The sequence below is a fragment of the Diaphorobacter ruginosibacter genome, from assembly GCF_014395975.1.
Taxonomy (GTDB): domain Bacteria; phylum Pseudomonadota; class Gammaproteobacteria; order Burkholderiales; family Burkholderiaceae_C; genus Diaphorobacter_A; species Diaphorobacter_A ruginosibacter.
Window position 1 is genome coordinate 1571654 of the sequence record NZ_CP060714.1, and the last position, 22142, is coordinate 1593795.

The 22142-nt window shown below is 63.9% G+C and carries 19 protein-coding genes; 12 read left to right on the plus strand and 7 right to left on the minus strand.

What is annotated here, in order from left to right; translation table 11 throughout:
- Positions 1–151 precede the first annotated feature (151 nt).
- On the minus strand, positions 152–1396 hold the full coding sequence (locus H9K76_RS07145) for an MFS transporter (RefSeq protein ID WP_187599118.1): 1245 nt from the start codon (positions 1394–1396) through the stop codon (positions 152–154).
- A gap of 143 nt (positions 1397–1539) precedes the next feature.
- Here H9K76_RS07145 and H9K76_RS07150 point away from each other — a divergent pair, with 143 nt between their 5' ends.
- Complete coding sequence (locus tag H9K76_RS07150) at positions 1540–2442, plus strand: LysR substrate-binding domain-containing protein (protein WP_187599120.1); 903 nt, start codon at positions 1540–1542, stop codon at positions 2440–2442.
- A gap of 105 nt (positions 2443–2547) precedes the next feature.
- Here H9K76_RS07150 and H9K76_RS07155 read toward each other — a convergent pair whose 3' ends face one another.
- Positions 2548–3963 carry an aminotransferase-like domain-containing protein gene (locus H9K76_RS07155; protein WP_187599122.1) on the minus strand — a complete coding sequence of 472 codons (1416 nt, stop codon included), beginning with the start codon at positions 3961–3963 and terminating at the stop codon, positions 2548–2550.
- A 159-nt stretch (positions 3964–4122) separates the two neighbouring features.
- Between H9K76_RS07155 and H9K76_RS07160 the strand changes: the two genes are divergently transcribed.
- Positions 4123–4356 carry a hypothetical protein gene (locus H9K76_RS07160; RefSeq protein WP_187599124.1) on the plus strand — a complete coding sequence of 78 codons (234 nt, stop codon included), beginning with the start codon at positions 4123–4125 and terminating at the stop codon, positions 4354–4356.
- Positions 4357–4407: 51 nt separating this feature from the next.
- Here H9K76_RS07160 and H9K76_RS07165 read toward each other — a convergent pair whose 3' ends face one another.
- On the minus strand, positions 4408–5670 hold the full coding sequence (locus H9K76_RS07165; protein ID WP_246475364.1) for a serine hydrolase domain-containing protein: 1263 nt from the start codon (positions 5668–5670) through the stop codon (positions 4408–4410).
- Positions 5671–5751: 81 nt separating this feature from the next.
- On the opposite strand from H9K76_RS07165, the gene H9K76_RS07170 reads away from it, so the two are divergent.
- A complete protein-coding gene (locus H9K76_RS07170) occupies positions 5752–6675 on the plus strand; it encodes a LysR family transcriptional regulator (protein WP_223196281.1) in 924 nt (307 codons plus the stop codon).
- 121 nt (positions 6676–6796) lie between these two features.
- Positions 6797–8023: a PQQ-dependent sugar dehydrogenase gene (locus H9K76_RS07175; protein ID WP_187599126.1), complete on the plus strand. Its 1227-nt coding sequence runs from the start codon at positions 6797–6799 to the stop codon at positions 8021–8023.
- Positions 8024–8088: 65 nt separating this feature from the next.
- On the opposite strand, the gene H9K76_RS07180 is transcribed toward H9K76_RS07175, so the two are convergent.
- Complete coding sequence (locus H9K76_RS07180; RefSeq protein WP_246475365.1) at positions 8089–10461, minus strand: DNA polymerase II; 2373 nt, start codon at positions 10459–10461, stop codon at positions 8089–8091.
- 148 nt (positions 10462–10609) lie between these two features.
- Here H9K76_RS07180 and H9K76_RS07185 point away from each other — a divergent pair, with 148 nt between their 5' ends.
- Positions 10610–11203, plus strand: coding sequence for an HD domain-containing protein (locus H9K76_RS07185; RefSeq protein WP_187599129.1), 594 nt, complete (start codon positions 10610–10612; stop codon positions 11201–11203).
- Between the two features lie 60 nt (positions 11204–11263).
- Here H9K76_RS07185 and H9K76_RS07190 read toward each other — a convergent pair whose 3' ends face one another.
- Entirely contained in the window at positions 11264–11776 is a 513-nt protein-coding gene (locus tag H9K76_RS07190; RefSeq protein WP_187599131.1) for a YdeI/OmpD-associated family protein, read from the minus strand.
- A gap of 84 nt (positions 11777–11860) precedes the next feature.
- Between H9K76_RS07190 and H9K76_RS07195 the strand changes: the two genes are divergently transcribed.
- Positions 11861–12664, plus strand: a complete 804-nt coding sequence (locus H9K76_RS07195) for an aminoglycoside adenylyltransferase family protein (protein WP_187599133.1) — start codon at positions 11861–11863, stop codon at positions 12662–12664.
- A gap of 21 nt (positions 12665–12685) precedes the next feature.
- Here H9K76_RS07195 and H9K76_RS07200 read toward each other — a convergent pair whose 3' ends face one another.
- Together H9K76_RS07200 and H9K76_RS07205 are read right to left on the minus strand one after the other, a co-directional pair.
- Entirely contained in the window at positions 12686–13186 is a 501-nt protein-coding gene (locus H9K76_RS07200; RefSeq protein WP_187599135.1) for a pyridoxine/pyridoxamine 5'-phosphate oxidase, read from the minus strand.
- Between the two features lie 69 nt (positions 13187–13255).
- The gene (locus H9K76_RS07205) at positions 13256–13780 is read right to left on the minus strand and encodes a GNAT family N-acetyltransferase (RefSeq protein ID WP_187599136.1); all 525 of its coding nucleotides are present in this window, start codon (positions 13778–13780) and stop codon (positions 13256–13258) included.
- A gap of 394 nt (positions 13781–14174) precedes the next feature.
- Between H9K76_RS07205 and cydD the strand changes: the two genes are divergently transcribed.
- The 6 genes from cydD to H9K76_RS07235 all read left to right on the plus strand — a co-directional run bounded on the left by cydD (position 14175) and on the right by H9K76_RS07235 (position 22057).
- A complete protein-coding gene (gene cydD, locus H9K76_RS07210) occupies positions 14175–15959 on the plus strand; it encodes a thiol reductant ABC exporter subunit CydD (protein WP_187599138.1) in 1785 nt (594 codons plus the stop codon).
- Positions 15956–17719 carry an amino acid ABC transporter ATP-binding/permease protein gene (locus H9K76_RS07215; RefSeq protein ID WP_281394167.1) on the plus strand — a complete coding sequence of 588 codons (1764 nt, stop codon included), beginning with the start codon at positions 15956–15958 and terminating at the stop codon, positions 17717–17719. Before cydD ends, H9K76_RS07215 begins: the two co-directional genes overlap by 4 nt.
- A gap of 28 nt (positions 17720–17747) precedes the next feature.
- Positions 17748–19334: a cytochrome ubiquinol oxidase subunit I gene (locus H9K76_RS07220; protein WP_187599140.1), complete on the plus strand. Its 1587-nt coding sequence runs from the start codon at positions 17748–17750 to the stop codon at positions 19332–19334.
- Positions 19335–19359: 25 nt separating this feature from the next.
- Positions 19360–20514, plus strand: coding sequence for a cytochrome d ubiquinol oxidase subunit II (gene cydB, locus H9K76_RS07225; protein WP_187599142.1), 1155 nt, complete (start codon positions 19360–19362; stop codon positions 20512–20514).
- 15 nt (positions 20515–20529) lie between these two features.
- On the plus strand, positions 20530–20661 hold the full coding sequence (cydX, locus tag H9K76_RS07230; RefSeq protein WP_187599144.1) for a cytochrome bd-I oxidase subunit CydX: 132 nt from the start codon (positions 20530–20532) through the stop codon (positions 20659–20661).
- A 226-nt stretch (positions 20662–20887) separates the two neighbouring features.
- Complete coding sequence (locus H9K76_RS07235) at positions 20888–22057, plus strand: acyltransferase family protein (RefSeq protein WP_187599146.1); 1170 nt, start codon at positions 20888–20890, stop codon at positions 22055–22057.
- Positions 22058–22142 lie beyond the last annotated feature (85 nt).

Here is a 22142-nt window from a genome sequence, read left to right on the forward strand (position 1 = left end):
TCGCCTTTGCGTCGCGTCTGAGGGGCCATCTCAGCATTGGGGTGACCAGTTTATGGCGGGCGCGCGCTGCGCAGGCTGTCGTCGGGAGGCTTCTCACTAATCCCGACAACCTGTGATGAGCCTTTCATTGGGGGGCATCTTCTGACCCGCCTCAGGCCGCCTGCATGGCAAGCGGCTTGGGGCGGTCTTCCTTGATCGGCAGATTCACCAGCGCGGCCAGCAACGCGAGTACCGCGTCGGCCCACCAGATCCAGTCGTAGTTGCCCGTCGCCACCACGGCCAGGCCGCCGAGCCAGGCGCCAAGGAATCCGCCGATCTGGTGTGTGAGCAGGGTCAGGCCGAACAGTGTCGCCAGATAGCGCGGACCGAACAGCTTCGCCGTGAGACCGGCGGTGGGCGGTACGGTGGCAAGCCAGGTGGCACCGAGCACCACCGCAAACACATAGAACGTCACCGGCTCCTTCGGGGCTGCCATGAAGATGAGAATGGCCACCGCACGCGATGCGTACATCCAGAACAGGATCATCTTCATGCGCACACGCGAGCCCAGCGCGCCAGCGACGAGGCTTCCGGCCACATTGGCCAGCCCGATCAGCGCGAGGGAGGTCGATGCCACGTTGGCGCTGAGCCCGCACAGATCCACCTCGCCGGGCATGTGCGTGACAAGAAACGCAATGTGGAACCCGCAGGTGAAGAACCCCGCATGCAGGCACCAGTAGCTGCGATCCCGCAGGGCGATGGCGAGTTGCTGGCGCAGCGTGAGCGCGCTGGAGCCTGACCCCGCGCCCGAGGCATTGGTGGAGCCCGCTGCATGCGGCCTGCCGCGCAGCCACCATGCCATTGGTGCCGTGGTGAGCGCGAACACCGCCATCATCCACATCGCCTGCATCCAGCCGAATGCCGACATCACTGCCTGGTTCAGCGGTGCGAAGATGAATTGGCCCACGCTCCCGCCCGCATTGATCACCCCACCGGCAAATGAGCGCTGCTCGGGCGCGATGCGCTGCGCGGTCGCGCCGATCAGGATGGAGAAGCTGCCCGCACCGGCGCCTGCCGCGCTCAGCAGGCCGACCGCGAAGATCAGCCCCCATTTGCTCGTGACCTGCGTCGTGAGAACGCTGCCGGCCGCCAGCAGAAAGGCGCCCAGCACGATGACGCGACCCGGGCCCCAGCGGTCGGCCACCGCGCCGAAGACCGGCTGGATCGCTCCCCAGACCAGTTGCGCAATGGCCATCGCGAAGCTGATCTTGGCAATGCCCAGGCCCGTATGCGAATTGATGGGCGAGAGAAACAGCCCCAGTGATTGCCGCGAGCCCATGGTGATCATGAGCACCAGCGCGGCCACCATCACCAGGGCCCAGGAGGTAGCGGGGGAGGTAGAGGAGGACTTCTTCATGGAGTGGTCCTCCGGATCGGCATGAAAGACATGGCAGGCAGAGGTTCCTGGCGAGAACATGTGATGGAAAGCCTGATTGTTCAGAAACAGGCCCCCGGCTGACAAACGATTAAATTTGCGCCATGAAATAGAATTTCTATTTCATGACCGCCCCGCTTCCTCTCAAGTCGCTCATCGTCTTCGACGCCGCTATGCGCCACAAGAGCTTCACGCAGGCCGCGCAGGAGCTGCATGTCACGCCAGGCGCGGTAGGCCAGCAGATCCAGAAGCTGGAGGAATGGTTGGGCGCCCCGCTGTTCGTGCGCAGCATCCGCCAGGTGGTGCCCACGGCAGACGCGCAGACCTACTGGGCGACGATCCAGCCCGCGTTGGCCCGCATCCGGCAGGCGAGTGACCAGTTGCGGCTCAGCCAGTCGAACGAGGTCTGGCTCTCCATGCCGCCCACGCTGGCTGCCAAATGGTTTGCTCCGCGCATGGCAGCATTTCTTACGCTGCACCCGGAGGTCTCCCTGCACCTGGGGGCCACCACCGACCTCACCAACTTCGATCGCGACCGCGCAGACCTGGCCATCCGCCATTTCGACGGCAACGACCCGCAGCTCCAGGTCGATCTGCTCTATCCCGACGAAGCCCGCCTGTACTGCACGCCCGCATACGCCGGCTCCATCCAGCTCAAAACACCCGATGACCTGGTGCGCGCCACCCTGCTCAATACCACCATCCTGCCCTATTGGGACGAGTGGCTTGAACGCTTCAGCGGACTGTCCAGGCCGCAGGTCGCGCGCATCACCCGGCAGCACTTCGATCAGTCGGCGCTCGCCATCGAAAGTGCCCGCCATGGCCAGGGCGTGGTGCTCAGCAGCGCCATCCTCACTGAGGCCGAGCTGCGCGGCGGCACCCTGATCGAGCCCTTCGCACAGATGCGGCTGCCTGTGGAGAAGGCCTACTACCTGGTGCATCACAGACAGGCCAACCTGCGTCCCGCTGCGCGGGCACTGAGGGAGTGGTTGCTGGGTGTGGCGGAGAGGGAAAGAGGGCTGGGGTGATGAATGATGGCCGAGGAGTAGAGTCAATCACTGAGGCGGAGGCCGTCAAATTAGCGCGACGGCATCGGGAGGCTTGCCAGACGATGCGCCCTGTTGTCTGAACAACTACACCACAGCGCTGAGGGATTCGGGCCGCCGCGCAAGCAGATGGGACAACCGTTGCAGGCCCGCCTGCAAGCGCCCACGGTCCTTGATGCTGCCCAAGGATATTCGGATGGCATTCACGGATCCGCTGCTGTTGGAGTTGGTTGCACCGGTTGCGAACGCCTCCGCGGGCGTGACTGCTATGCCCTCGCTGTCGGCTGCGCGCGCAAACTGCGAGGGGCTCCAATAACCGGGCAGATCGAGCCATACATGCAGGCCATCGCCGGCGCCGTTGTACCGCCCCGCCAGAATGTCTCCGGCCATCCGGTGGCGCAGGCACGCTTCCTTGCGTACGCCTTCCATCAATCCATCAGCCGAGCCGTCAAGAATCCATTGCGTGGCCAGTGCGGCCGTCAGTGGAGCGACCATCAGGGCAAAGGATCTCAGCGCGACCAGGAAACGTTCGCGCTCATGCGGGTCACGTATGAGCACGAAGGCGACACGCAGCCCGGGCGTCAGGCACTTCGACAGGGTGGAGATGTAGTACGCCCGATCCGGGGCCAACGTGGCAATCGGTGGCGGCGGGGCATCGGCCAGGAGCCAGTAGGGATCGTCCTCGATGATGCGTGCATTGCAGCGCTTCGCAATGGCGGCGAGTTCCTTGCGCCGCTGCTCGCCCATGGTGATGGCGGTCGGGTTCTGCAAGGTCGGGTTGAGGTAGACCAGCGCAGGCTGGTGCTGGCGGCATGCTTGCTCCAGCATCTCAGGCATCATCCCGTGCCTGTCTGCTTCCACCGCGATGATGCGCCTGCCGAACTGGGTCGCTGCGGCACGCAGGCCGGGATAGCTGGTCGGCTCCGCCAGGATCACGTCGCCAGGCTCCGACAGGGCAAGGATCAATGCCGCGATCGCCGCTTGCGCGCCCGGACAGACGACAACGTGCCCTGAATCCAGACGCCCAAACATCGGCTCGAGCCATCGGGCTCCGGCCTTGCGGTCGGAGTCGCTGCCCCCGCCCAGGTGGTAGGTCATCAGCAGTTCGGAATCGGCCCTCATCAATACTTGAGACAGGCCTTGTTTCAACAGGTCGTCGAAGTCCACACCCTCCGGAGGTGGCGGGGTATTCATGCTCAGATCGAGAATCGAGGTCAGTTCGACTTTCGGCGCCGCGACATAGGTACCCCGCGCCCCGCGTCCCTCCAGCAGATGACGGCGCCTGGCCTCGTCGTATGCGCGCGTGATCGTCGTCAGGTCCACATCCAGCAGCGCCGCCAAGCGGCGCTGCGGGGGGAGGCGGTCACCGGGTTTCAGCGAGCCCGCTGATACAGCCGCCTGCAACGCATCGGCAATCTGCAAGAAACGTGGTCCACCGTGCGCGGCCAATCGCGGCAGCCAAACGGGCGAGCTGTCATCTTGTAGGGCTATCAACGAGGACATTTTGTCTCGATGTATGGAAATTGCTTTTAAGTAATATGCCTCAGAACGCATAGCAACACATCCTTGTATGGGCAATCGCTGGCGTTTGCTTCCGTCATCACGGAGGTAGTGTTTCTCAGGATAGATAGTGTCAAGCCATAGGCTGGAAATTTTCAAAAAATGATCGATTGGATCCCTGTAGTCTTTGTTACGTTCAAGGTCCTCATCTTCGGCGCGTGCATGTTCTTTGCCATCAAGTGGCACTACGACCAAGGGAAGCGGGGTGCAGACAGGCGCGCGCTGCTGCGCGCGGGCGGCAAGGTGGCAGCCATCTTTGTGCTGTTGCTCCTGGGGGTATTGTTCTTCACCTTCACCCTGGCCACGAAGCTCGGCATGGACTTGCGCCTCCCGTGATGGCAAAGATGGTAGGCGGGTATCCAGCGATGTGATTCCAGCACGTGCGAGTCAGGGGGCGATCCCCGCATACACGGCATCACGCACCTGAGTCACCAGCGCACCGGCCATGCCTTCAAATGCGGTGTTGGTCAGCAGCACGACGGTCAGCTTGCGCTGCGGGTCGACAAACCAGTTGTGGCCATAGGCGCCGCCCCACTGCAGTGTTCCCTTGCCTTGAGGTGTCTGCGCCAGCGAAGGGTTGACGAGAACGGCCCAGCCAAAGCCGAACCCCCAGCCCGGCCCCTGTGTCGCGGCTTGCTCGCCTACCTGATCCGTCATCATCAGTTCGCGGCTCTGTGGTTGGAGCAGGGGTGCACCGCCAGTGCGGATGGACTCCACGAATTGAACGAAGTCGTCCGCATTTCCCAGTGCTCCCGCGCCTCCGGAGGCAAAGGCCCGGGCGTTGAATGCGCGCGCCGGCTCGAAGCGCACAGCATGCCCCTGGCCCTCCGGCAGCGGCACGGTCATGTTGTGGGTCATGCGCACGGGTGTCGGATGGCCATCGGCATAGGGCGTTGCCAGTTCTTCGCCCGGGCGCGCGACGAAGCGCGTATGTGTCATGGAAAGCGGCTGCGTTACGTACCGGGCAACGGCCTCGGGCAAGCTCATCCTCGTGATCTCTTCAATCACTGCACCGAGCACGTCGGTGCTCAGCGAGTAGCGCCAGCCCTTGCCTGGTTCAAAGTAGAGCGGCGCCTCGGCCAGCCTGCGCAGGTTTTCTTGGAGTGAAATGCCGGCATCGTCGAGACCATCGGATATCCCCAGCCTCGCGTAGGCGCCATCTTCCTGCTCCAGGAGCCGGTAGCCCAGCCCCGAGGTGTGCGCCATCAGGTCACGAATGCGAATCACGGGCTCTGTGCCATCGGGCAGGCGCGGCCTGAAATCAGGCAGGTAGCGGGTCACGGCGTCGTCCAGATGAAGCTGTCCGGACTCGATCAAGCGCATTGCCACGACAGTGACAAGCGGCTTGGTCATCGACGCCAGCCGGAATTCGGTTTCGGGCCGCATCACCTTGCCGGACTCCCGGTCTGCCAGCCCCACCGCCTGCCGGAACACAATCTTCCCGTCCACTGCCACCACGGCCACGGCACCCACGATGCGTTGCTCGTTCACGGCCTTTTGCAGCACAGGCAGGAGATGTGTGGCGAGCTTCGTGTGGGTCCGCACCGCCGCCCAGCCCGGGCGGCCTCCCGCAACGAGCATGGCGCCTGCTGCCAGCAGTGCCACGCCGGCGACAAATGAGAACATGCGGATAGAAGTGAATGCAGACATGCGCAAAAGAATTCCTGTGAATGACCATGCCAGTCTGAGACGCTTCACATGAAGTCACAAGCGTGCGAGACTTCATGAATCATGAAGAAAAACTTCACAATGGAGCGCGAACCCATTCCTGCGTACAGCACGTTTGTCCTGCTGGCCGGGTTGGGTAGCTTCACACGCACGGGCGACCAACTGGGCATCAGCGCATCGGCCGTGTCGCAGCAGATCCGCCGCCTGGAAGCCCAGGTGGGCACGCGCCTGTTCAATCGCACAAGTCGCCAGATTGCGCTGACCGAAGCCGGGCAACAGCTTCTGGCCGAGGTGACGCCCGCGCTCGACATGCTCGACCTTGCGTTGCAGCGTGTGCGCGCGCAGCAGCAAGGGCCCAGCGGGCTGCTGCGCATCAACACCTCGCGCCTCGCGGCCGGATTGCTGATCGAGCCGCGCATCGATGAGTTCCTCGCGCGCTATCCCGACCTGAAGCTGGAGCTGTTCACCGACGACACCTTTGCCGACATCGTGCGCGAAGGCTTTGACGCAGGCATCCGCCTGGGACCCTATCTTGCGAACGACATGGTGTCGGTGCCGCTGGACGATGGCCAGCCCGTGGGCGTCGTCGCGAGCCCGGCCTACCTCAAGCGCATGGGAACGCCGCAAACACCCCGGGATCTCGTAGATCACGACTGCATCCGTTATCGCTTCGCGGGCAGCAAGCGCCTGGAAAGCTGGCACTTCCAGATCGACGGACAAACCACCGAAGTGGATGTCAGCGGCCGGCTCATCTTCTCCGACGACCGCTACATCACCCGCGCCGCATGCAAGGGCTATGGTCTTGTTCAGCGCTTTCTGCGCAGCATCCCCGGCGAGCTTGAACGCGGGGAACTCGTGCCGGTGCTGCAGCGCTATGCGCCGCCGCCTGTCACCTTCCACCTCTACTTCGCGGCGCGCCAGCACATGCCACCCAAGTTGCGCGCGTTCATTGATTTTTTGCGTGAGCCGTTGATTGGGGCACCATAGGCCCATCATGCCACCCAGGGTGCCCGGACGGGGCCCATGGTTTGTTGCAACGACAGCCGAGGGCTGATCCCTCTCCTGCCGTTGCTGAACACTATTCGAACCACTCACTGAGGAGCAAAGCATGCCATTCCCGAAGCTCGGACTCATCCCCTGGTTGCTCGCAGGTGCAATGCCCGTTGCCGCGCAGATCAACGCGGGAGGGCAGCGTCCAACCCCTTCGCCTCCATTCAAGATGACGAAAGTCGCGCAGCTCGATCTGCCCTGGCGCATTGCCTTCCTGCCGGATGGTCGCATGCTGATCACCGAGAAGGCCGGCAAGCTCTTGCTCCTCGCACCCTCCGGTCAGAAGCTGGAAGTCACCGGTGTCCCGCCGGTGTTTTACGAGCAGCAGAACGGTCTGCTCGGCGTCTACCTGGCGCCGTCCTATGCGAGCGATGGGGGAATCTACCTGACCTATTCGGAGCCCGGCCCCATCGCGGGCACCTCGAGTCTGGCCCTTGCCCGTGCGACGCTCAAGATCGGCACCGGCACTGCCGCGCTGGAGGCCCTGCAGGTCGTCTGGCGCGACCCGATCAAGGGCAAGGGCGGGCAGGTCGGCGCCGCCGTGGCCTTTTCTCCAGACAAGAAGTTCCTGTTTCTCACGGCGGGCGATCGACAGCGCTTCACACCCGCCCAGGATCCCAACCAACCGGCAGGCAAGATCCTGCGTTTGACCCTGGACGGCAAGCCCGCACCCGGCAACCCCATGGAGGGCAAGACCGGAGCGCGCTCGGTTCCGGTGATCGATCCGCCCAGGGACACGGAGGCTGCTGAGACCGCGCCGGTCGTGCGCACTTTTGTCTTCGACGGCCCGAATCTGACGCCAGCCGAGACATGGACCACCGGACATCGCACACCCTACGGCCTTGCGTTCGCCCCTGATGGCCGCTTGTGGGAACTCGAGCATGGGCCGCGCGGCGGGGACGAACTCAATCTGATCGAGCCGGGCAAGAACTATGGCTGGTCGCTGGTCTCCTATGCGGTGAACTACAACGGCGTGCCCATCGCAAGCCCCGACACGCGCCCGGACCTTGCCAAGCCCGTGATCTACTGGACACCGGTCTTCGCACCCGGCGGGCTGATGTTCTACTCGGGCGCAATGTTTCCGCAATGGAAGGGCTCGGCATTCGCCGCCGGCCTGGTCAGCCGCGCGCTGCATCGGATCGAGGTGCAAGGCGCCACCGCCACACCTGCCGAGCACTGGACAGTCGGCTTTCGTGTCCGCGATGTGGCGCAGGCGCCGGATGGTGCGCTGTGGTTGATCGAGGACAGCCACGAGGGCGGGGTGTATCGGCTCACACCGAAGTGATGGGGTGAGGGTTCCATTCGAATGTCTATCTATCTGATCGATGCTGGTGGCCTCTACACGGTTCGCTAGAACAACTCCTGCTGGGCTGAAGTCAGACTGGCGAAGTCTTCCCCCAGGGGCAGCAGGATCGCGTCGGCAATGGGTTGAATCTGCCTTGTCAGGTAGTGCTCATAGTCGATCGGCGAGCGACGTGCTTCCAATGGTTCGGGGCCGTTGCGGGTCATGACGTAGCGGATCCATCCACCGTTCTGGTATTGCCTCGGCCGCTCCATGTGCACGTTGTATTCATCGGCGATGCGCGCCGCGCGTACCTGCGGCGGCACGTTCGCGATATAGGCATCCAGGCGGTGCCGCAGGCGCTTGCGGTAGACGAGCAGGTCGTCCTTGCGGCCTGCGAGCGTGGACTGGGCGTACTCGGTCACGAAGTCCCGATAAGGCGCGCCCTGGAAGACGCGCGAGAGCAGGCCTTCCTGGAACTGGCGTGCAAGAGGTGTCCAGTCGCTGCGCGCCATCTCGAGGCCGCGGTAGACCATGGCCTCCTTGCCTGCCGCATCGACACTCAGGCCTGCGTATCGCTTCTTGCTGCCGACATCCGATCCCCGGATCGTGGGCATGAAGAACTTCCTGTAGTGCGTGTCGAACTCGATTTCGAGAAAGCTCTCCAGGTCCTGCTCCTCCCGCAAGGTGTGCGTCCACCAGCGGTTGATGTCCCTGGCGAGCTCTGCAGCCACGGCGTGCGCCTCTTCGTTGGTATGCCTGCGTTTGAGCCAGATGAAAATCGAGTCGGTGTCCCCGTAGATGACCTGGTATCCGCGCCTCTCCACGAAATCCCGGGTGGCCTTCACCATTTCATGGCCGCGCAGGGTGATGGAGGAAATCAGATCCGGATTGAAGAACCGGCACTCCGACGCACCCAGCACCCCGGCAAACGAATTCATCACCAGCTTGAGGGCTTGCGACAACGGTTCGTTCCTTGCGCGCTTGGCCTCGTCACGGGCTCGCCAGAGGGTGGTCACGATTTCCGGCAGGCAGTGTTTCTCACGCGAGAAGAGGGTGCCCTTCGGCCCCTTGATCAGTCGTTCGGGGCTGGCGGCGTGCTGGCCTTCCGCCAGTCCCACGGGGTCGACAAGGAAGGTGCGGATGATCGAGGGGTAGAGGCTCTTGTAGTCGAGGACCACCACGGAGTCATAGAAGCCGGGTTGGGAGTCCATCACGTAGCCGCCGGGAGAGGACTTGCCCTGGATCTCGCCCACGTTGGGCGCCACGTAGCCCAGGCGATGCATGCGTGGCAGGTAGTGGTGGCTGAATGCAGCGATGGAGCCGCCGAAGTGATCGAGCTGCAGGCCCGTCGTATGGGCGCGTTCCATCGCAAACTGCAGCAGCTTGGCCTTCTCGAAGATGCGCAGGACCAGCTCGCAGTCCCGGATGTTGTAGGTGGCGAGCGCGGGCTTGTCTTCCTGGTAGCGCCGCTCGATCTCCGCCATCTTGTCGTACTCGTCGCCGATGTCCTTCCCCTCGCCCAGCAGTTCCTGCGAGACGTTCTCGAGGCTGAAGGAGGGAAAGCTCCAGACGGCGGCCCGAAGGGCCTCGATGCCGTCGATGACCGCGCGGCCGGGCATGGGCGCGAAAAGATAGCCCTGCTTGCCGGGATGGGTGCGCCATGCGATGGGCCTGCGTTCGCGGCCCAGAAGAAGAGGGGTGCCGCAGTCGTCCGCCGTCTTCTGCAGCACGTGCAGGTCGAATTGAATGACGTTCCAGCCGACGATGACATCCGGGTCATTGCGCGCGAACCACTCGTTGAGGCTGTCGATCATGGCCTTGCGGGTCGCGCAGTAGACCAGCGCAAAATCCTCGGGCTGCACGGGCTCGGGCGGAGGCTCGCCCAGCATGTACACCACGCGCTCCGCCATGCCGTCAAGGGCAATCGAATACAGGTGCTGGTGCTGGCTCGTCTCGATGTCCAGCGACACCACCTTCAGGGTCGGTCTGAAGTCGGGCGAGGGCAGGAGCCTGCAATCCACGAGCGCCGAGTTCTCGGTGCGGCCGCCCGCAAGCACGACGCCGGCGGTGATGAACCGCTCCATCAGGTAACGCTCGTGCGGACGAACATCGGCCTCGAGAAGGGGAATGCCCAGCGGCTGGAGGGTGCGTGCAAGTTGCCCCAACTGGCGAAAACGCCTGGCGTAGACACCCAGTACGGGTTCTTGCCGGAAGCTCTTCAGATCCAGTTCACGCAGCTCCACATCCGGCGTGAGGGAGAGCAGCGCCTCCACCGCACCCCTGTGCCGGGCCTCGACGAAAGCCACCGAAGTCCGGGCGGTCAGGAGTATCTTGAAGGGTCCGGTGTCCGTCGCCAGCCAGTATTCGATCTCGGCGCCCGCCGGTGTGTCTCGCCAATTGCGGGTAAGGATGAATCCTTGGCGTGGGAAGGATGGCACGGCGGATGAAGCAAGGCGGAAATCGGAAATGGGAGCCCTTCCCGGTTGCCCGGTTGTGCTGGCTTGCTGTCTTGCAGCGCAGGCTGGGCCGCGATCGCGAAATGATACAGCGAAGGAACGGCTCAACGCTCCCCTTATAGAATGGGCCATGGATCTCGACAACATCAAGGGCCGTCTGGTCTTTCTCCAGGAAGCGGAAAAGCTCAAGAGCGTGCTGCGAAGCGCACACACGTCGACAGGCAGGACGGAAAGCACGGCAGAACATACCTGGCGGCTATGCCTGATGGCCATGGCGTTCGAGGATGAACTGGCGGGCATGGACATGCTCAAGATCCTGAAGATGTGCCTGGTCCATGACCTGGGCGAGGCCATTCACGGGGACATTCCGGCCGTCGAGAAAAGCCAGCATCCCGACAAGAGCGAGCAGGAGAAGACCGATCTCCTGCACCTCACGCGCTCGCTGGATGAGCCCTACCGGGCCGGCATCATGGCGCTTTGGCAAGAGTACGAGGATGCATCGTCCCCCGAGGCCAGGGCGGTCAAGGCGCTCGACAAGCTGGAGACGATTCTTCAGCACAACCAGGGCATCAATCCGCCTGACTTCGACTACGGTTTCAACCTGACCTACGGCCAGGAACACACCAGCGCCGATCCGCTGTTCGCGCTGATGCGCAGCATCCTCGATGAAGGCACGCGACAGAGAATGGCCGAAGGTGCAGACCACCCGGGCAGGCCGGTGTAGGGAGCCTTCCAGCGCTTTGATGCACTTGCCGCTTGCGGGCGCCGCTTCGCCCGTGTTCAGTCATCGGGCCAGAGGCCGTTTGGCGATCAGCGCTTCTCTTCTCTCGTGCGCGGCGGCAACGCTTTCCTGAATTCTCCGCTGCCGGGTCTCCGGCTTGGCCGCTTCGTCGATTCGTCGGATGATGAAGTTCTGCTTGCCTGGCGGCAGCGATGCAAAGGCTTCGGCAACCCCTTCGCTTTGAAGTGCGCTCATCAGGTCGTCGGGAATCATGACTTCCGACCGATCCAGCACCGTGAACCGCACCTGAATGCTGTCGCCGGTTCCGGTGCGGGTCTCCTGGCGAACCTTCGCCTTGATGCGGATGTAGTGCTGGCCGCCTCCAATGGGAAAGAGACTGACCTGGAACGGCTCGGAGTCGTTGACCCGGGCCATCACCAGAACCGGTCCCTTCGTTCCCAGCGCCTCGGTGATTTCGGCGGGTACCGGAACGGCACAGTAGTCCATTCCCTCGGCCCAGTTTTCCAGGGTGGCCCGGAAGGAAAATTTCTGCCCTGCAACAGGAGTATGTGTCATGGCTGCGGCGGTATTGATCTGTGGTGGGATGGATTATGCAGACCATTGCCGCAGAAGCGGGCACTCTAGAATGCCTCAATGCCCATGCCTGTTGCATCCCCGCCCCTCTTTCCGCAGGTCGTCTCCGAGCAGCTTTCGCTGGCCTGCTCCGTCCTCGATGCCGAACTCGGAACGTCGATCATCGGCATGCATGTTTTCGGCTCCGTGGTGGATGGCGGGCTTCAGCCGTTCAGCGATCTGGACCTGCTGGTCACCGTGAGCGAGCCGCCGGCAGAGGAGCAGCGCCAGGCGGTATTGATGCGGCTTCTGGATGTTTCGGCTCCGCCCGGTGCATCGACGATCTTTCGTCCCCTGGAGGTAACGGTCCTGGACCATGCACAGGTCACTCCCTGGCGCTATCCGGCGCGCCGTGAACTGCAGTTCGGCGAGTGGCTGCGCGAGGGTCTGCTCTCGGGTGTCTTCGAGCCTCCGATGGCGGACCATGATCTGGCCATCCTGATCACCAAGGTCCGGTTGAGCAGCGTCACGTTGCGCGGGCCTGAAGCGTCCGTCCTTTTTCAGGACGTGCCGCCGGCCGACCTGGCCAGGGCGCTGCTGGACACGGTCCGGCAGTGGAATCAGCCGGACGATTGGGCTGGTGACGAGCGCAATATCGTCCTTGCGCTGGCGCGGTGCTGGTTCACCGCATGCACGGGCCGCATCTGCTCAAAGCAGGAGGCCGCCACATGGGTGCTCGGGCAGGTGGATGAACGGCACAGGCCGGTTGTCGCCAACGCCCGGGAGGCCTACCTGGGAGTGGCGCGGGACGAACTGCCGTCCAGTCCCGAGGCCGTCAGCGCATTCGTGCGGGATGCGCGCCGGGAGATCGAGCGGCAACTGGCAGATTGAGGGATTTCCCCTCACCGGGAATCAGAGCCGAGCCTCCTTCAGGCGCCTGGACAGATCATCCGGCGTGGCCAGCACCTCGCTTTGCAGCGAGGCGATGGCGCTGATCTTCGAGCCTTGCGGCCGCGTCGAAAAATCATCTGCACACTCGGCTTCGGGCAGGGCGATTGCATGGCCTCGCAGTCGAATCTGGCGTCCCAATGCCGGCCAGTAGAACGTGAGCGCCGCCCGCGGATTGCCTTCGAGCTGCCGGCCCTTGGAGCTGGAGGCCTTGATGGCAAAGTGCCAGCCACGGTCATCAACATTCTTCAGGATCAGGACCCGGGCATCGGGAAAGCCATCCGTATCCACCGTGGACAAGGTCATGGCATGGTGCTCTTTCACTCCTTCCTGGATCGCCTCATGCAACCAGAGCCCGAAGGCCTGCTGGGGCGTGCCGGGCAGGCAGGTCATGCCGACTTCGGCAAACGGGCCTTTCAACGACGGAAGGCTGCGCAGTCTGTTCTTCAGGGTATCGACGCTCATGGTTTCCTTGAGGCGGTTTGCAATGCATGGCGGAAGGTGGGGCGCGACATGTTCGACGCGAGACATTGATCACAGGCTGCGCCCGAGGAGCTGACCGGGCCAGCCTTCCACCAGGAATGTCGAGAGGCGCTCGTAGCCGCAGGACTCGTAGAAGCGCACCAAGGCGCCGGAGCCTCCTCCGTAGCAGTCGACGCGCAAGCCACCCACTCCTGCGGTCCTGGCCTGATCCTCCGCGAAAGCCATCAGGCGACGGCCGATGCCCCGCGCAGCCGGGCGGCGCGAGGCGACCAGCAGGCGCACGTAGATTTCGGGCTCTGTTGCAGGCGGGACATAGGGCATGGCATCGCCCAGCACCAAGGCGGCCAGGATGGAGCCATCCTGCGCTTGTGCGATCCATGCTCCGGGCAGTGCGCAGGCCTCGTTGACTCGCTCCACCCGCTGCGGCTGGCTGGACCATGGCTGGGTTCCCCATTGCCCGGCATTGCCGATCTCGACAAACCAGGCGATGACTTCATCAAAAAGGCCCAGTACCGCTACGGCATCGGTGTCGGTTGCTCGGCGGATGATGAGCCCATCCGGTTCTGCGCTTGCCATGTGAAAAATCCCTTGATGACTCGGTTCCTGGTATGCGACGGGCCTGTGCCGTCAGGCGCATTCCGGTGCCACATCACTATCTCGTGATTGATGTTCATTGTCGAATGAGTGATCGCTCATGGCACCGTTGCGGCAGGTGGTCATCACAGGGCAGGGCTCCAAAAAGCCAAGCTCATATTTCTATCCAGCGTCTTGCGCCGAATTAAACAGTTGTCAGTTGAGACGGCACTGAATTTCGTAAAAGTCAATCAATCGAGAATTTGCCATCATTTCCGTCTTAACTTGAATCAAGTCATGCCGTATTTCTTCCCCCGTGCTGTGAGTATTTGAGAGATAGTGTTAACCCTAGTATCAATTAATGCTTATGAGCTTTGGCTCGCAAGACGAAGGGTTCATGTCCAGTCACACCAGGGTTTCATCGCCATTCAGCCAGACAGCGGCATCCCCAGGGGCCGCTCGTGCGGGTGCCGTGCTGCAAGTGCTGGCGGCCTTGCTGTGGTTGCCGCAGGCCTGGCTGATCGCGCAGGCGGTGCAGGTGATGGCGGTGTCCGCATCCGGATCCACATCCGTTGCGTCTTCCGATGCGGGCAGTGCCATGGCTCAGGTCGCGCCCCTGGCGCTCGGCGTACTGGTGATCGGCGTGCTGCGAGCCCTGTTCGATGGCGCAGGCATGCAGCGCGCGCAGAAAGCGGCACGGCGGCAGTTGAGCAGACTGCGCGAAGAGGTGGTCCACGCGCTCGCCAGGACGTCGCCGATGGACAGTACCCAGGCACCCTCAGGGCAGGCCGCGAGTGCGATGGCGGAGCAGGCCGAGGCCATCGTGCCGTGGCTCTCTCGGTATCAGCCGGCGATGTTCAAGGTGCGCTGCGTGCCGCTTGCGATTGCATGCGCGGTGGCGTACTTCTCATGGGTGGCTGCCTTGATCCTCTTGCTGGCCGCTCCGCTGATTCCGCTGTTCATGGCGATCGTGGGCTGGCGGGCGCGCGCGGCCAGCGAGGAACAGATGGTGGAGATCGGTGGCATGAACGGCTTTCTGCTCGACCGGCTGCGGGGACTCAGCACACTGCGCGCGCTCGGGGCCGTCGATGCCACGGCGGAGCGCCTGCGCTCGCACGCAGAATCGCTGCGAACACGCACGACGCGCGTGCTGCGCATCGCGTTCCTGTCGTCCGCCGTGCTGGAGCTGTTCTCGGCACTCGGCGTGGCGATGGTCGCCGTCTATGTCGGCTTCCATCTGCTGGGCACGCTTGCGTTTGGCGCATGGGGCGGCAAGCTGGAACTCGCGCAGGCCCTGTTCGTCCTGATGCTGGCGCCGGCCTTCTTCGACCCGCTGCGTGAACTGTCCGCCGTATGGCATGACAAGGCAGCCGGCGAGGCTGCGATGAAGACGCTTGGCGAGCTCCAGCGCCAGGCCATGCCGCTGCCGGGAGCAGGGGAGACTTCTCATGGCACGCGCGGCGTTGCGGACGGTGCCGTCATGGAACCCGATGAGCCAGCCGCTGCGCGCGCGGTCGATGTGCGCATCGATGCACTGCAGGTGGGCGTGCCGGGGCATGCCGCCGTGATTTCCGAAATGAGCGAGTGCATCGCCGCGGGCGAGCACATTGCGCTGTGGGCGAAGAGCGGCGCGGGCAAGTCGTTGCTGCTGGCGCAATTGGCGGGCCTGATCCCGCTAGAGCATGGCAGCATTCGCATCGGCGGTGTGCCGATGGATGACGAGCATGCCGAGCGCCTGCGCGCGCGCATCGGCTGGATGGGACAGCATTCGCATGTGTTTGCGGGATCGGTGCTGCGCAACGTGGGATTGGGGCGCAGTGACGTCAGCGCCCGGGACGTGCGCCGCGCGGTTGAAGCGGCGGAGCTGTCGCAGGCATTGGCCCATCGCCCGGCGATCAGCCTGGGGGAGGGCGGCAGCGGCCTGTCGGGTGGCGAGGCCGTACGTCTGGCGCTTGCGCGCCTGGCGGTGAACCGGCATGCGGGGTTGCTGCTGGTGGATGAACCCACGGCGCACCTTGATCCGCAGACGGCGGAGCAGGTGATCGCATCGCTGCTCGAGATCGCCAAGGGCCGCACGCTGATCGTTGCCACGCATGACGCACGGCTTGCGCAGTGCATGGATCGCGTGGTCCGGCTCGGTGCCGTGGCTGCGAATGCCGAGCGCAACGAGGAGTTCGCATGAAGCACGGCAAGTCGATCTGCAGCGAATGGCGAACCGTGCTGCGCGCAATGCAGGACACCGGCACGCGCAAGCTGTGGCTGGGAGGCGCGGCGGTCGCCATGCTGACCGTGCTGATGGGCATGGCGCTGCTGGGGCTGTCGGGCTGGTTCATCACGGCAACGGCGATTGCCGGCCTCGTTCCCGCTGTTGCGCTGGTGTTCGATGTGTTCATGCCGTCCGCGGGCATTCGCCTGCTGGCCATCGGTCGCACCGGTGCGCGCTATGCGGAGCGGCTGCTCACGCACGACGCGACGCTGGCAGCCTTGGCGGCATTGCGTGAGCGCCTGTTCAGGGCCTGGGCTCGGCCAACCGCCGCGCGCTGGCTGCTGCAGCGTCCGGCACGCCTGCTGCAGCGCCTCACGGCGGATGTCGATGCGCTGGACAACATCTACCTGCGTCTTGTCGTTCCCGCCCTGGCCGCCCTGGGCGCATCGGCGATGCTTGGCGTGGCACTCGGGCTCATGCGTTGGTGGATCGGCCTGCTGGCCGCCGCATGGCTGCTTTGCGCAGGGATCGGCATCGCGCTGTGGCAGGCGGCGGCAAGCCGCAGGGCGGCGATGCAGCGGTCGCTGAGCACCGAGAGCGTGCGTGCCCGTACCGTGGATCTTGTGGCCGGCAAGGCGGAGCTGCTGATGGCCGGACGCATGGCTGCCCAGTGCGAAGCCATCGCGGCCGGCGACACGCGTGCCGCGCGGGCCGACGCCGCGCTCTTTCGCCTGGAGGCCCATGCCACCACGGCCTATGGCGTCGCAAGCGCACTGTTGCTCTGTGGCGTGCTGCTCGCGATGGCATGGCTGGTTGACCGGCAGAGCATTGGCGCGGCCGTGGCCGCCTTCGGCGTGCTGTTGGCGCTATCGGCGATGGAGCCCTTTGCCGCGTTGCGGCGCGGCGCGACGGAAGCCGGCCGTACGTTGCTCGCCGTGAGGCGGCTGGGCGCGGTGCTGGCGCAGGATGCTGCGGACGGCGGCAAGGCGCACGCAGCGCATGTGCCAGCGGATGGCCTTGCGGTAGAGCTTGTGGAGGCCTGTGCGGTGCATGACGCCGGGCACTCGGTCGGTCCGCTCAGCCTGCAGATCCGGCGTGGCGAACGCGTTGCATTGATCGGCCCGAGCGGGTCGGGCAAGACCACGCTGCTGTCGCTCATCGCGGGCGAGATGGAGCAAGGTAGCGGGCACGTCGCGGCGCTGCGCAGCAGCTGGATGACGCAGCGCACCGAGCTTTTTCGTGACAGCGTGCGAGACAATTTGCGCCTTGCATCGCCTCGCGCTGACGATCAGAATTTATGGCATGTACTCGATGCAGCAGGCCTGGGTGCCGACATGCGTGCGTTGCCGCAAGGGCTCGACACGCAACTCGGCGAAGGAGGGATGGGATTGTCAGGAGGGCAGGCACGGCGCATGGCGCTGGCGCGGCTGCTGCTCAGCCCGGCCGAATGCTGGCTGCTCGACGAAGCGACCGAAGGCCTTGATGCGGGCGTGGCGGGCGATGTGCTCGAACGGCTCTGGAGCGCATCGAAAGGCCGGACGCTGGTGCTTGCAACGCACTGGCGGCGCGAGGCGGCCATGGCTGATCGCGTGATATGGATGGACGCAGGCCGCATCGCGGGACAGGCGCATCGCGGCTCACACGCATTTGAACAAGCGCTGGCGCACCTCCGGGCCGACGATGCCTCTGGCGACGCCACCGAAGACGCTTGGCGCGAGACGAGCAACAACATTTGATTCATCGACAGGAAGAAAGGATCTCGTCATGGACCTCGACATCGTCGACTTATCGCGGCTGCAGTTTGCGATAACGGCCCTCTACCACTTTCTCTTCGTGCCGCTCACGATCGGACTGTCCATCATCGTCGCCATCATGGAGACGGTGTATGTGATGACCGGCCGCACGATCTGGCGCGACATGACCAAGTTCTGGGGCGTGCTCTTCGGCATCAACTTCGCGATGGGCGTGGCCACGGGCGTGGTCATGGAGTTCCAGTTCGGCATGAACTGGAGCTACTACAGCCACTACGTGGGCGACATCTTCGGTGCGCCGCTCGCCATCGAGGGGCTGATGGCGTTCTTTCTGGAGGCCACCTTCGTCGGCCTGTTCTTCTTCGGCTGGGACCGCATGAGCAAGCGCGGCCACCTGATCGCCACCTGGCTCGTGGCGCTGGGGTCGAACTTCTCCGCGCTGTGGATCCTGATCGCCAACGGCTGGATGCAGAACCCCGTGGGTGCGGTCTTCAATCCGCAGACCATGCGCATGGAGGTGAATGATTTCTTCGCCGTGCTCACCAATCCGGTGGCACAGGCCAAGTTCGTGCACACGGTCTCCGCGGGCTATGTGACGGCCGCGATCTTCGTGTTGGGTGTGTCGGCGTGGTACCTGCTCAAGGGACGCCACGTGCATCTCGCCAAGCGCTCGATGACGGTGGCGGCCTCGTTCGGCCTTGCGGCATCGCTGTCGGTGGTGGTGCTTGGCGACGAAAGCGGCTACCTCTCGTCCGAACACCAGAAGATGAAGCTCGCATCGATCGAGGCCATGTGGGACACAGAGCCCGCGCCGGCGGCGTTCACGGCGATCGGCATCCCTGATCGCGCAGCGCGTGAGACCCACTATGCCGTGCATATTCCATGGGTGATGGGCCTGATCGGCACGCGCTCGCTGACCACCGAGATCCCCGGCATCAACGACCTGGTGAAGAACACCGAGGGCTACATCCGCAACGGCATCGAGGCCTATGACGCACTGCAGTCCATCCGCGCAGCCAGGAGCGATGCGGAAATCCCGCCGGCGGCCAAGACGACCTTCGAGGACAAGGGCGCATCGCTCGGCTATGCGCTGCTGCTCATGCGCTATGTGGATGACCCACGCAAGGCCACCGACGAGCAGATCAGGCAGGCCGCGATGGACACCGTGCCGCCGGTGGGTCCGCTGTTCTGGACCTTCCGCGTGATGGTGGCCCTGGGCATGTTCTTCATCGTGCTCACGGGAACCTTCTTCTACCTTTCTGCGCGCCACCGCCTCGATGCCTACCCGTGGCTGCTGAAGGTGGCGGTGCTCGCAATTCCGCTGCCGTGGATCGCTGCGGAGTGCGGCTGGATCGTGGCCGAGCTGGGTCGGCAGCCCTGGATCATCGAAGGCGTGCTGCCCACGGCGATGGCGGTGTCCAACCTCGGCGCGACCACGCTGCTGCTGACGATCTGCGGCTTCATCCTGATCTACACGGTGCTGTTCGTCATCGAGATGAAGCTCATGCTGAAGGCCATCCGCAAGGGACCGGAACATGAGAGCGAGCCGCACCTGCGCTTCTATGAACCGATGATCGAAAAGCTGGCGCGTGCGCGCTGAGCGAGCCACATCAGGAGTTTGAAAAATGATCTTGCATGAACTGATCTCATACGACGTGTTGCGCGTCATCTGGTGGCTGTTGCTTGGCATCCTGCTGGTCGGCTTTGCCGTCACCGACGGCTTCGACCTCGGGGCGATGGCGCTGCTGCGTGCCACGGCAAGGACCGACGTCGAACGCCGCGTCGTCATCAACACGGTCGGCCCGGTCTGGGAAGGCAACCAGGTGTGGCTGATCCTGGGCGGCGGCGCCATCTTCGCCGCATGGCCGCAGCTCTATGCCGTGTCCTTCTCCGGGTTCTACCTGGCGATGTTCGCCATCCTCGTGGCGCTCATCCTGCGCCCCGTGGCGTTCAAGTTCCGCAGCAAGCGCGAGGAGGCATCGTGGCGCAACAAGTGGGACTGGGTGCTGTGCATCAGCGGTATTGTTCCTGCGCTGATCTTCGGCGTGGCTGTGGGCAATGTCCTGCTCGGCGTGCCGTTCCGGTTTGCCGATGACCTGCGCATCTACTATGACGGCACTTTCTTCGGCCTGCTTACACCGTTTGCGCTGCTGTGCGGGCTGGTCTCGCTCACCATGCTGGTGATGCACGGGGCAGCATGGCTGGTATTCAAGGCGGAAGGCGACGTGGCCGCCCGCGCTGCGCGCTTCGGCTCCATTGCAGCGTTGCTGGCATCGGTGCTGTTCGCTCTCGCGGGTGTGTGGATCGCCATGGGCATCAGTGGCTACCAGATCACGAGCCCCGTCAACCCGGTCGGTCCCTCCAACCCGCTGGCCAAGACGGCTGCGGTGGTGCAGGGCGCATGGATGGCCAACTTCAAGGCCGCTCCCGCGCTGTGGCTGCTGCCGGTGCTGGGCGCGGTACTGCCATGGATCGCCGCGATGGGCATGCGTGCACGCCGCGAGTGGCTGACGCTGCTTGCCAGCGGACTGGCCATTGCCTGCATCATCCTGACCGTCGGCGCCGCCATGTTCCCGATGATCCTGCCTTCGTCCGTCGATCCGCGCTTCAGCCTCACGGTGTGGGATTCGTCGTCGAGCCATGTCACGCTGTTCATCATGCTGGTGTGCACGATCATCTTCCTGCCGATCATCCTTGCCTACACCACCTGGGTGTACCGCGTGCTCCGCGGCAAGGTCGATCCTGTTGCGATCATCAAGGGCGAGACCCATTCATACTGAGAAGGAAAATTCATCATGTGGTATTTCTCCTGGCTTCTGGGCCTGCCTCTTGCGGCCGCCTTTGCCGTACTCAATGCGATGTGGTACGAACTGACCGAGGATGAGGTGATGCGCCGTGAAATCCTGAGGCGCACCGAATCAAAGTAAACCAAATTGCGCACACGCGCGTTGAACAGGGTGCCGGCGTTGGAAGCGCCGGTACCCATGTGTTGGCCAGCTCCCGTTTCGGGTGGCACCGCATGCATGGGGCAAGAGAGACAAACGAACTTTCTTTCGCCGCCTGCAAGCTTCGAGCAAAGAGCGCACAATTTCGCCTTTCCCGAACGAGCAGAGCATTCGTCCGGCCGGAATCGAGCACATACAACACATAAGAATGTCTTCCGCAAAGCGCAATGCAAGCATTGACTGCATCAAGGGTCTGGCCTGCGCGGCCATCGTCTGGCACCACCTGGCCTTCTACGGCCCGATGTCTGATGTCGCCCAACCCCTTCTTCCCGACACCATCGAATGGCTGAGCGAGTACGCGCGCATGGCCGTGCAGATCTTCCTGGTGCTGGGCGGTTATCTTGCCGCGGCAAGCCTGGCTCCCAAGGCGCTTGCGCGGTTTGACAGTGCGTCCCAGCAAGTGGGCAAACGCTTCGTGCGGCTGGTGGTCCCCTATGCGGTGGCGCTGATCGTTGCGGTGCTGCTGTCCGACCTGGTGCGGTCGCTCATGGACCATCCCTCCGTTCCGGGGGAGCCCAGCATCCCTCAACTGATCGCCAATGCCTTCCTGATCCAGGACATCGTAGGCGAGGAGGCGCTTTCCGCCGGCGTCTGGTACGTGGCCATCGATTTCCAGCTCTTCGTGATGGCGGTGCTCCTGTTTGGAGCGATGCGCAGCTTCCGCTTCTCCGACCGGGTCCGCGCCCGCGTCACGCAGGTGCTGGTGGCCGCGGGGGTGTGCGGCTCGCTGCTGTATGCCAACCTCCATGCGGACTGGGATATGTGGGGCATCTATTTCTTCGGCGCCTACGGCCTCGGCATGCTGGCCTACTGGGGGTCGCGCTCAAGGCATTGGGCGACGTGGTTCGTGCTGATCGGTGTGATCGGTTGCGCCGCGCTCTGGGTGGAGTTCCGCGGCCGCATCGCGCTGGCCATGACCTCCGCCCTGGTGCTCATGCTGGTGATGCGTCCCGCGCGCGAGGACGGCACCACGCATGCACAACTGCTGCTGGGGCGGTTGGCCAGACCCATCGAGCCGATCCTTGAACCGCTCACCTCGCGCCTGCAGAAGCTCGGCCAGATGTCCTACTCGGTATTCCTGATCCACTTCTCGATCTGCCTGCTGGTCAATGCCGTCGTGTCGGCCTGGGTGCCCGAGGTTCCGGTGCTGCATCTGCTGGGCATGTGCGTGGCCTTCGTGCTGTCCGTGCTGGCCGGCCGCGTTCTCTACCTCAGGGTGGAGCAGCACGTGCCGACCTGGCTGACGGCATTGCGCTGGCAGCTCAGCCTCATCGGAGCGGGCGGCGGCGTGCTGCTTGCAGGCCAGTTCATCCATTGATTTCTTCCGCGTGGGGGCAGGGCCTATGGCTTGCTGAATACCGGAATGACGACATCTGGCTTTTGACAAAAAAACCGCAGCGAGC

Bases quoted from the DNA above. Each gene is read 5' to 3' on its own strand.
- cydD (WP_187599138.1), top strand. From the start codon at position 14,175: ATGTCCAGTCACACCAGGGTTTCATCGCCATTCAGCCAGACAGCGGCA.
- H9K76_RS07190 (WP_187599131.1), bottom strand. From the start codon at position 11,776: ATGACACATACTCCTGTTGCAGGGCAGAAATTTTCCTTCCGGGCCACC.
- H9K76_RS07165 (WP_246475364.1), bottom strand. From the start codon at position 5,670: ATGTCTGCATTCACTTCTATCCGCATGTTCTCATTTGTCGCCGGCGTG.
- cydB (WP_187599142.1), top strand. From the start codon at position 19,360: ATGATCTTGCATGAACTGATCTCATACGACGTGTTGCGCGTCATCTGG.
- H9K76_RS07200 (WP_187599135.1), bottom strand. From the start codon at position 13,186: ATGAGCGTCGATACCCTGAAGAACAGACTGCGCAGCCTTCCGTCGTTG.
- H9K76_RS07220 (WP_187599140.1), top strand. From the start codon at position 17,748: ATGGACCTCGACATCGTCGACTTATCGCGGCTGCAGTTTGCGATAACG.
- H9K76_RS07155 (WP_187599122.1), bottom strand. From the start codon at position 3,963: ATGTCCTCGTTGATAGCCCTACAAGATGACAGCTCGCCCGTTTGGCTG.
- H9K76_RS07235 (WP_187599146.1), top strand. From the start codon at position 20,888: ATGTCTTCCGCAAAGCGCAATGCAAGCATTGACTGCATCAAGGGTCTG.
- H9K76_RS07205 (WP_187599136.1), bottom strand. From the start codon at position 13,780: ATGGCAAGCGCAGAACCGGATGGGCTCATCATCCGCCGAGCAACCGAC.
- H9K76_RS07170 (WP_223196281.1), top strand. From the start codon at position 5,752: ATGAAGAAAAACTTCACAATGGAGCGCGAACCCATTCCTGCGTACAGC.
- H9K76_RS07175 (WP_187599126.1), top strand. From the start codon at position 6,797: ATGCCATTCCCGAAGCTCGGACTCATCCCCTGGTTGCTCGCAGGTGCA.
- cydX (WP_187599144.1), top strand. From the start codon at position 20,530: ATGTGGTATTTCTCCTGGCTTCTGGGCCTGCCTCTTGCGGCCGCCTTT.
- H9K76_RS07145 (WP_187599118.1), bottom strand. From the start codon at position 1,396: ATGAAGAAGTCCTCCTCTACCTCCCCCGCTACCTCCTGGGCCCTGGTG.
- H9K76_RS07215 (WP_281394167.1), top strand. From the start codon at position 15,956: ATGAAGCACGGCAAGTCGATCTGCAGCGAATGGCGAACCGTGCTGCGC.
- H9K76_RS07195 (WP_187599133.1), top strand. From the start codon at position 11,861: ATGCCTGTTGCATCCCCGCCCCTCTTTCCGCAGGTCGTCTCCGAGCAG.
- H9K76_RS07160 (WP_187599124.1), top strand. From the start codon at position 4,123: ATGATCGATTGGATCCCTGTAGTCTTTGTTACGTTCAAGGTCCTCATC.
- H9K76_RS07185 (WP_187599129.1), top strand. From the start codon at position 10,610: ATGGATCTCGACAACATCAAGGGCCGTCTGGTCTTTCTCCAGGAAGCG.
- H9K76_RS07150 (WP_187599120.1), top strand. From the start codon at position 1,540: ATGACCGCCCCGCTTCCTCTCAAGTCGCTCATCGTCTTCGACGCCGCT.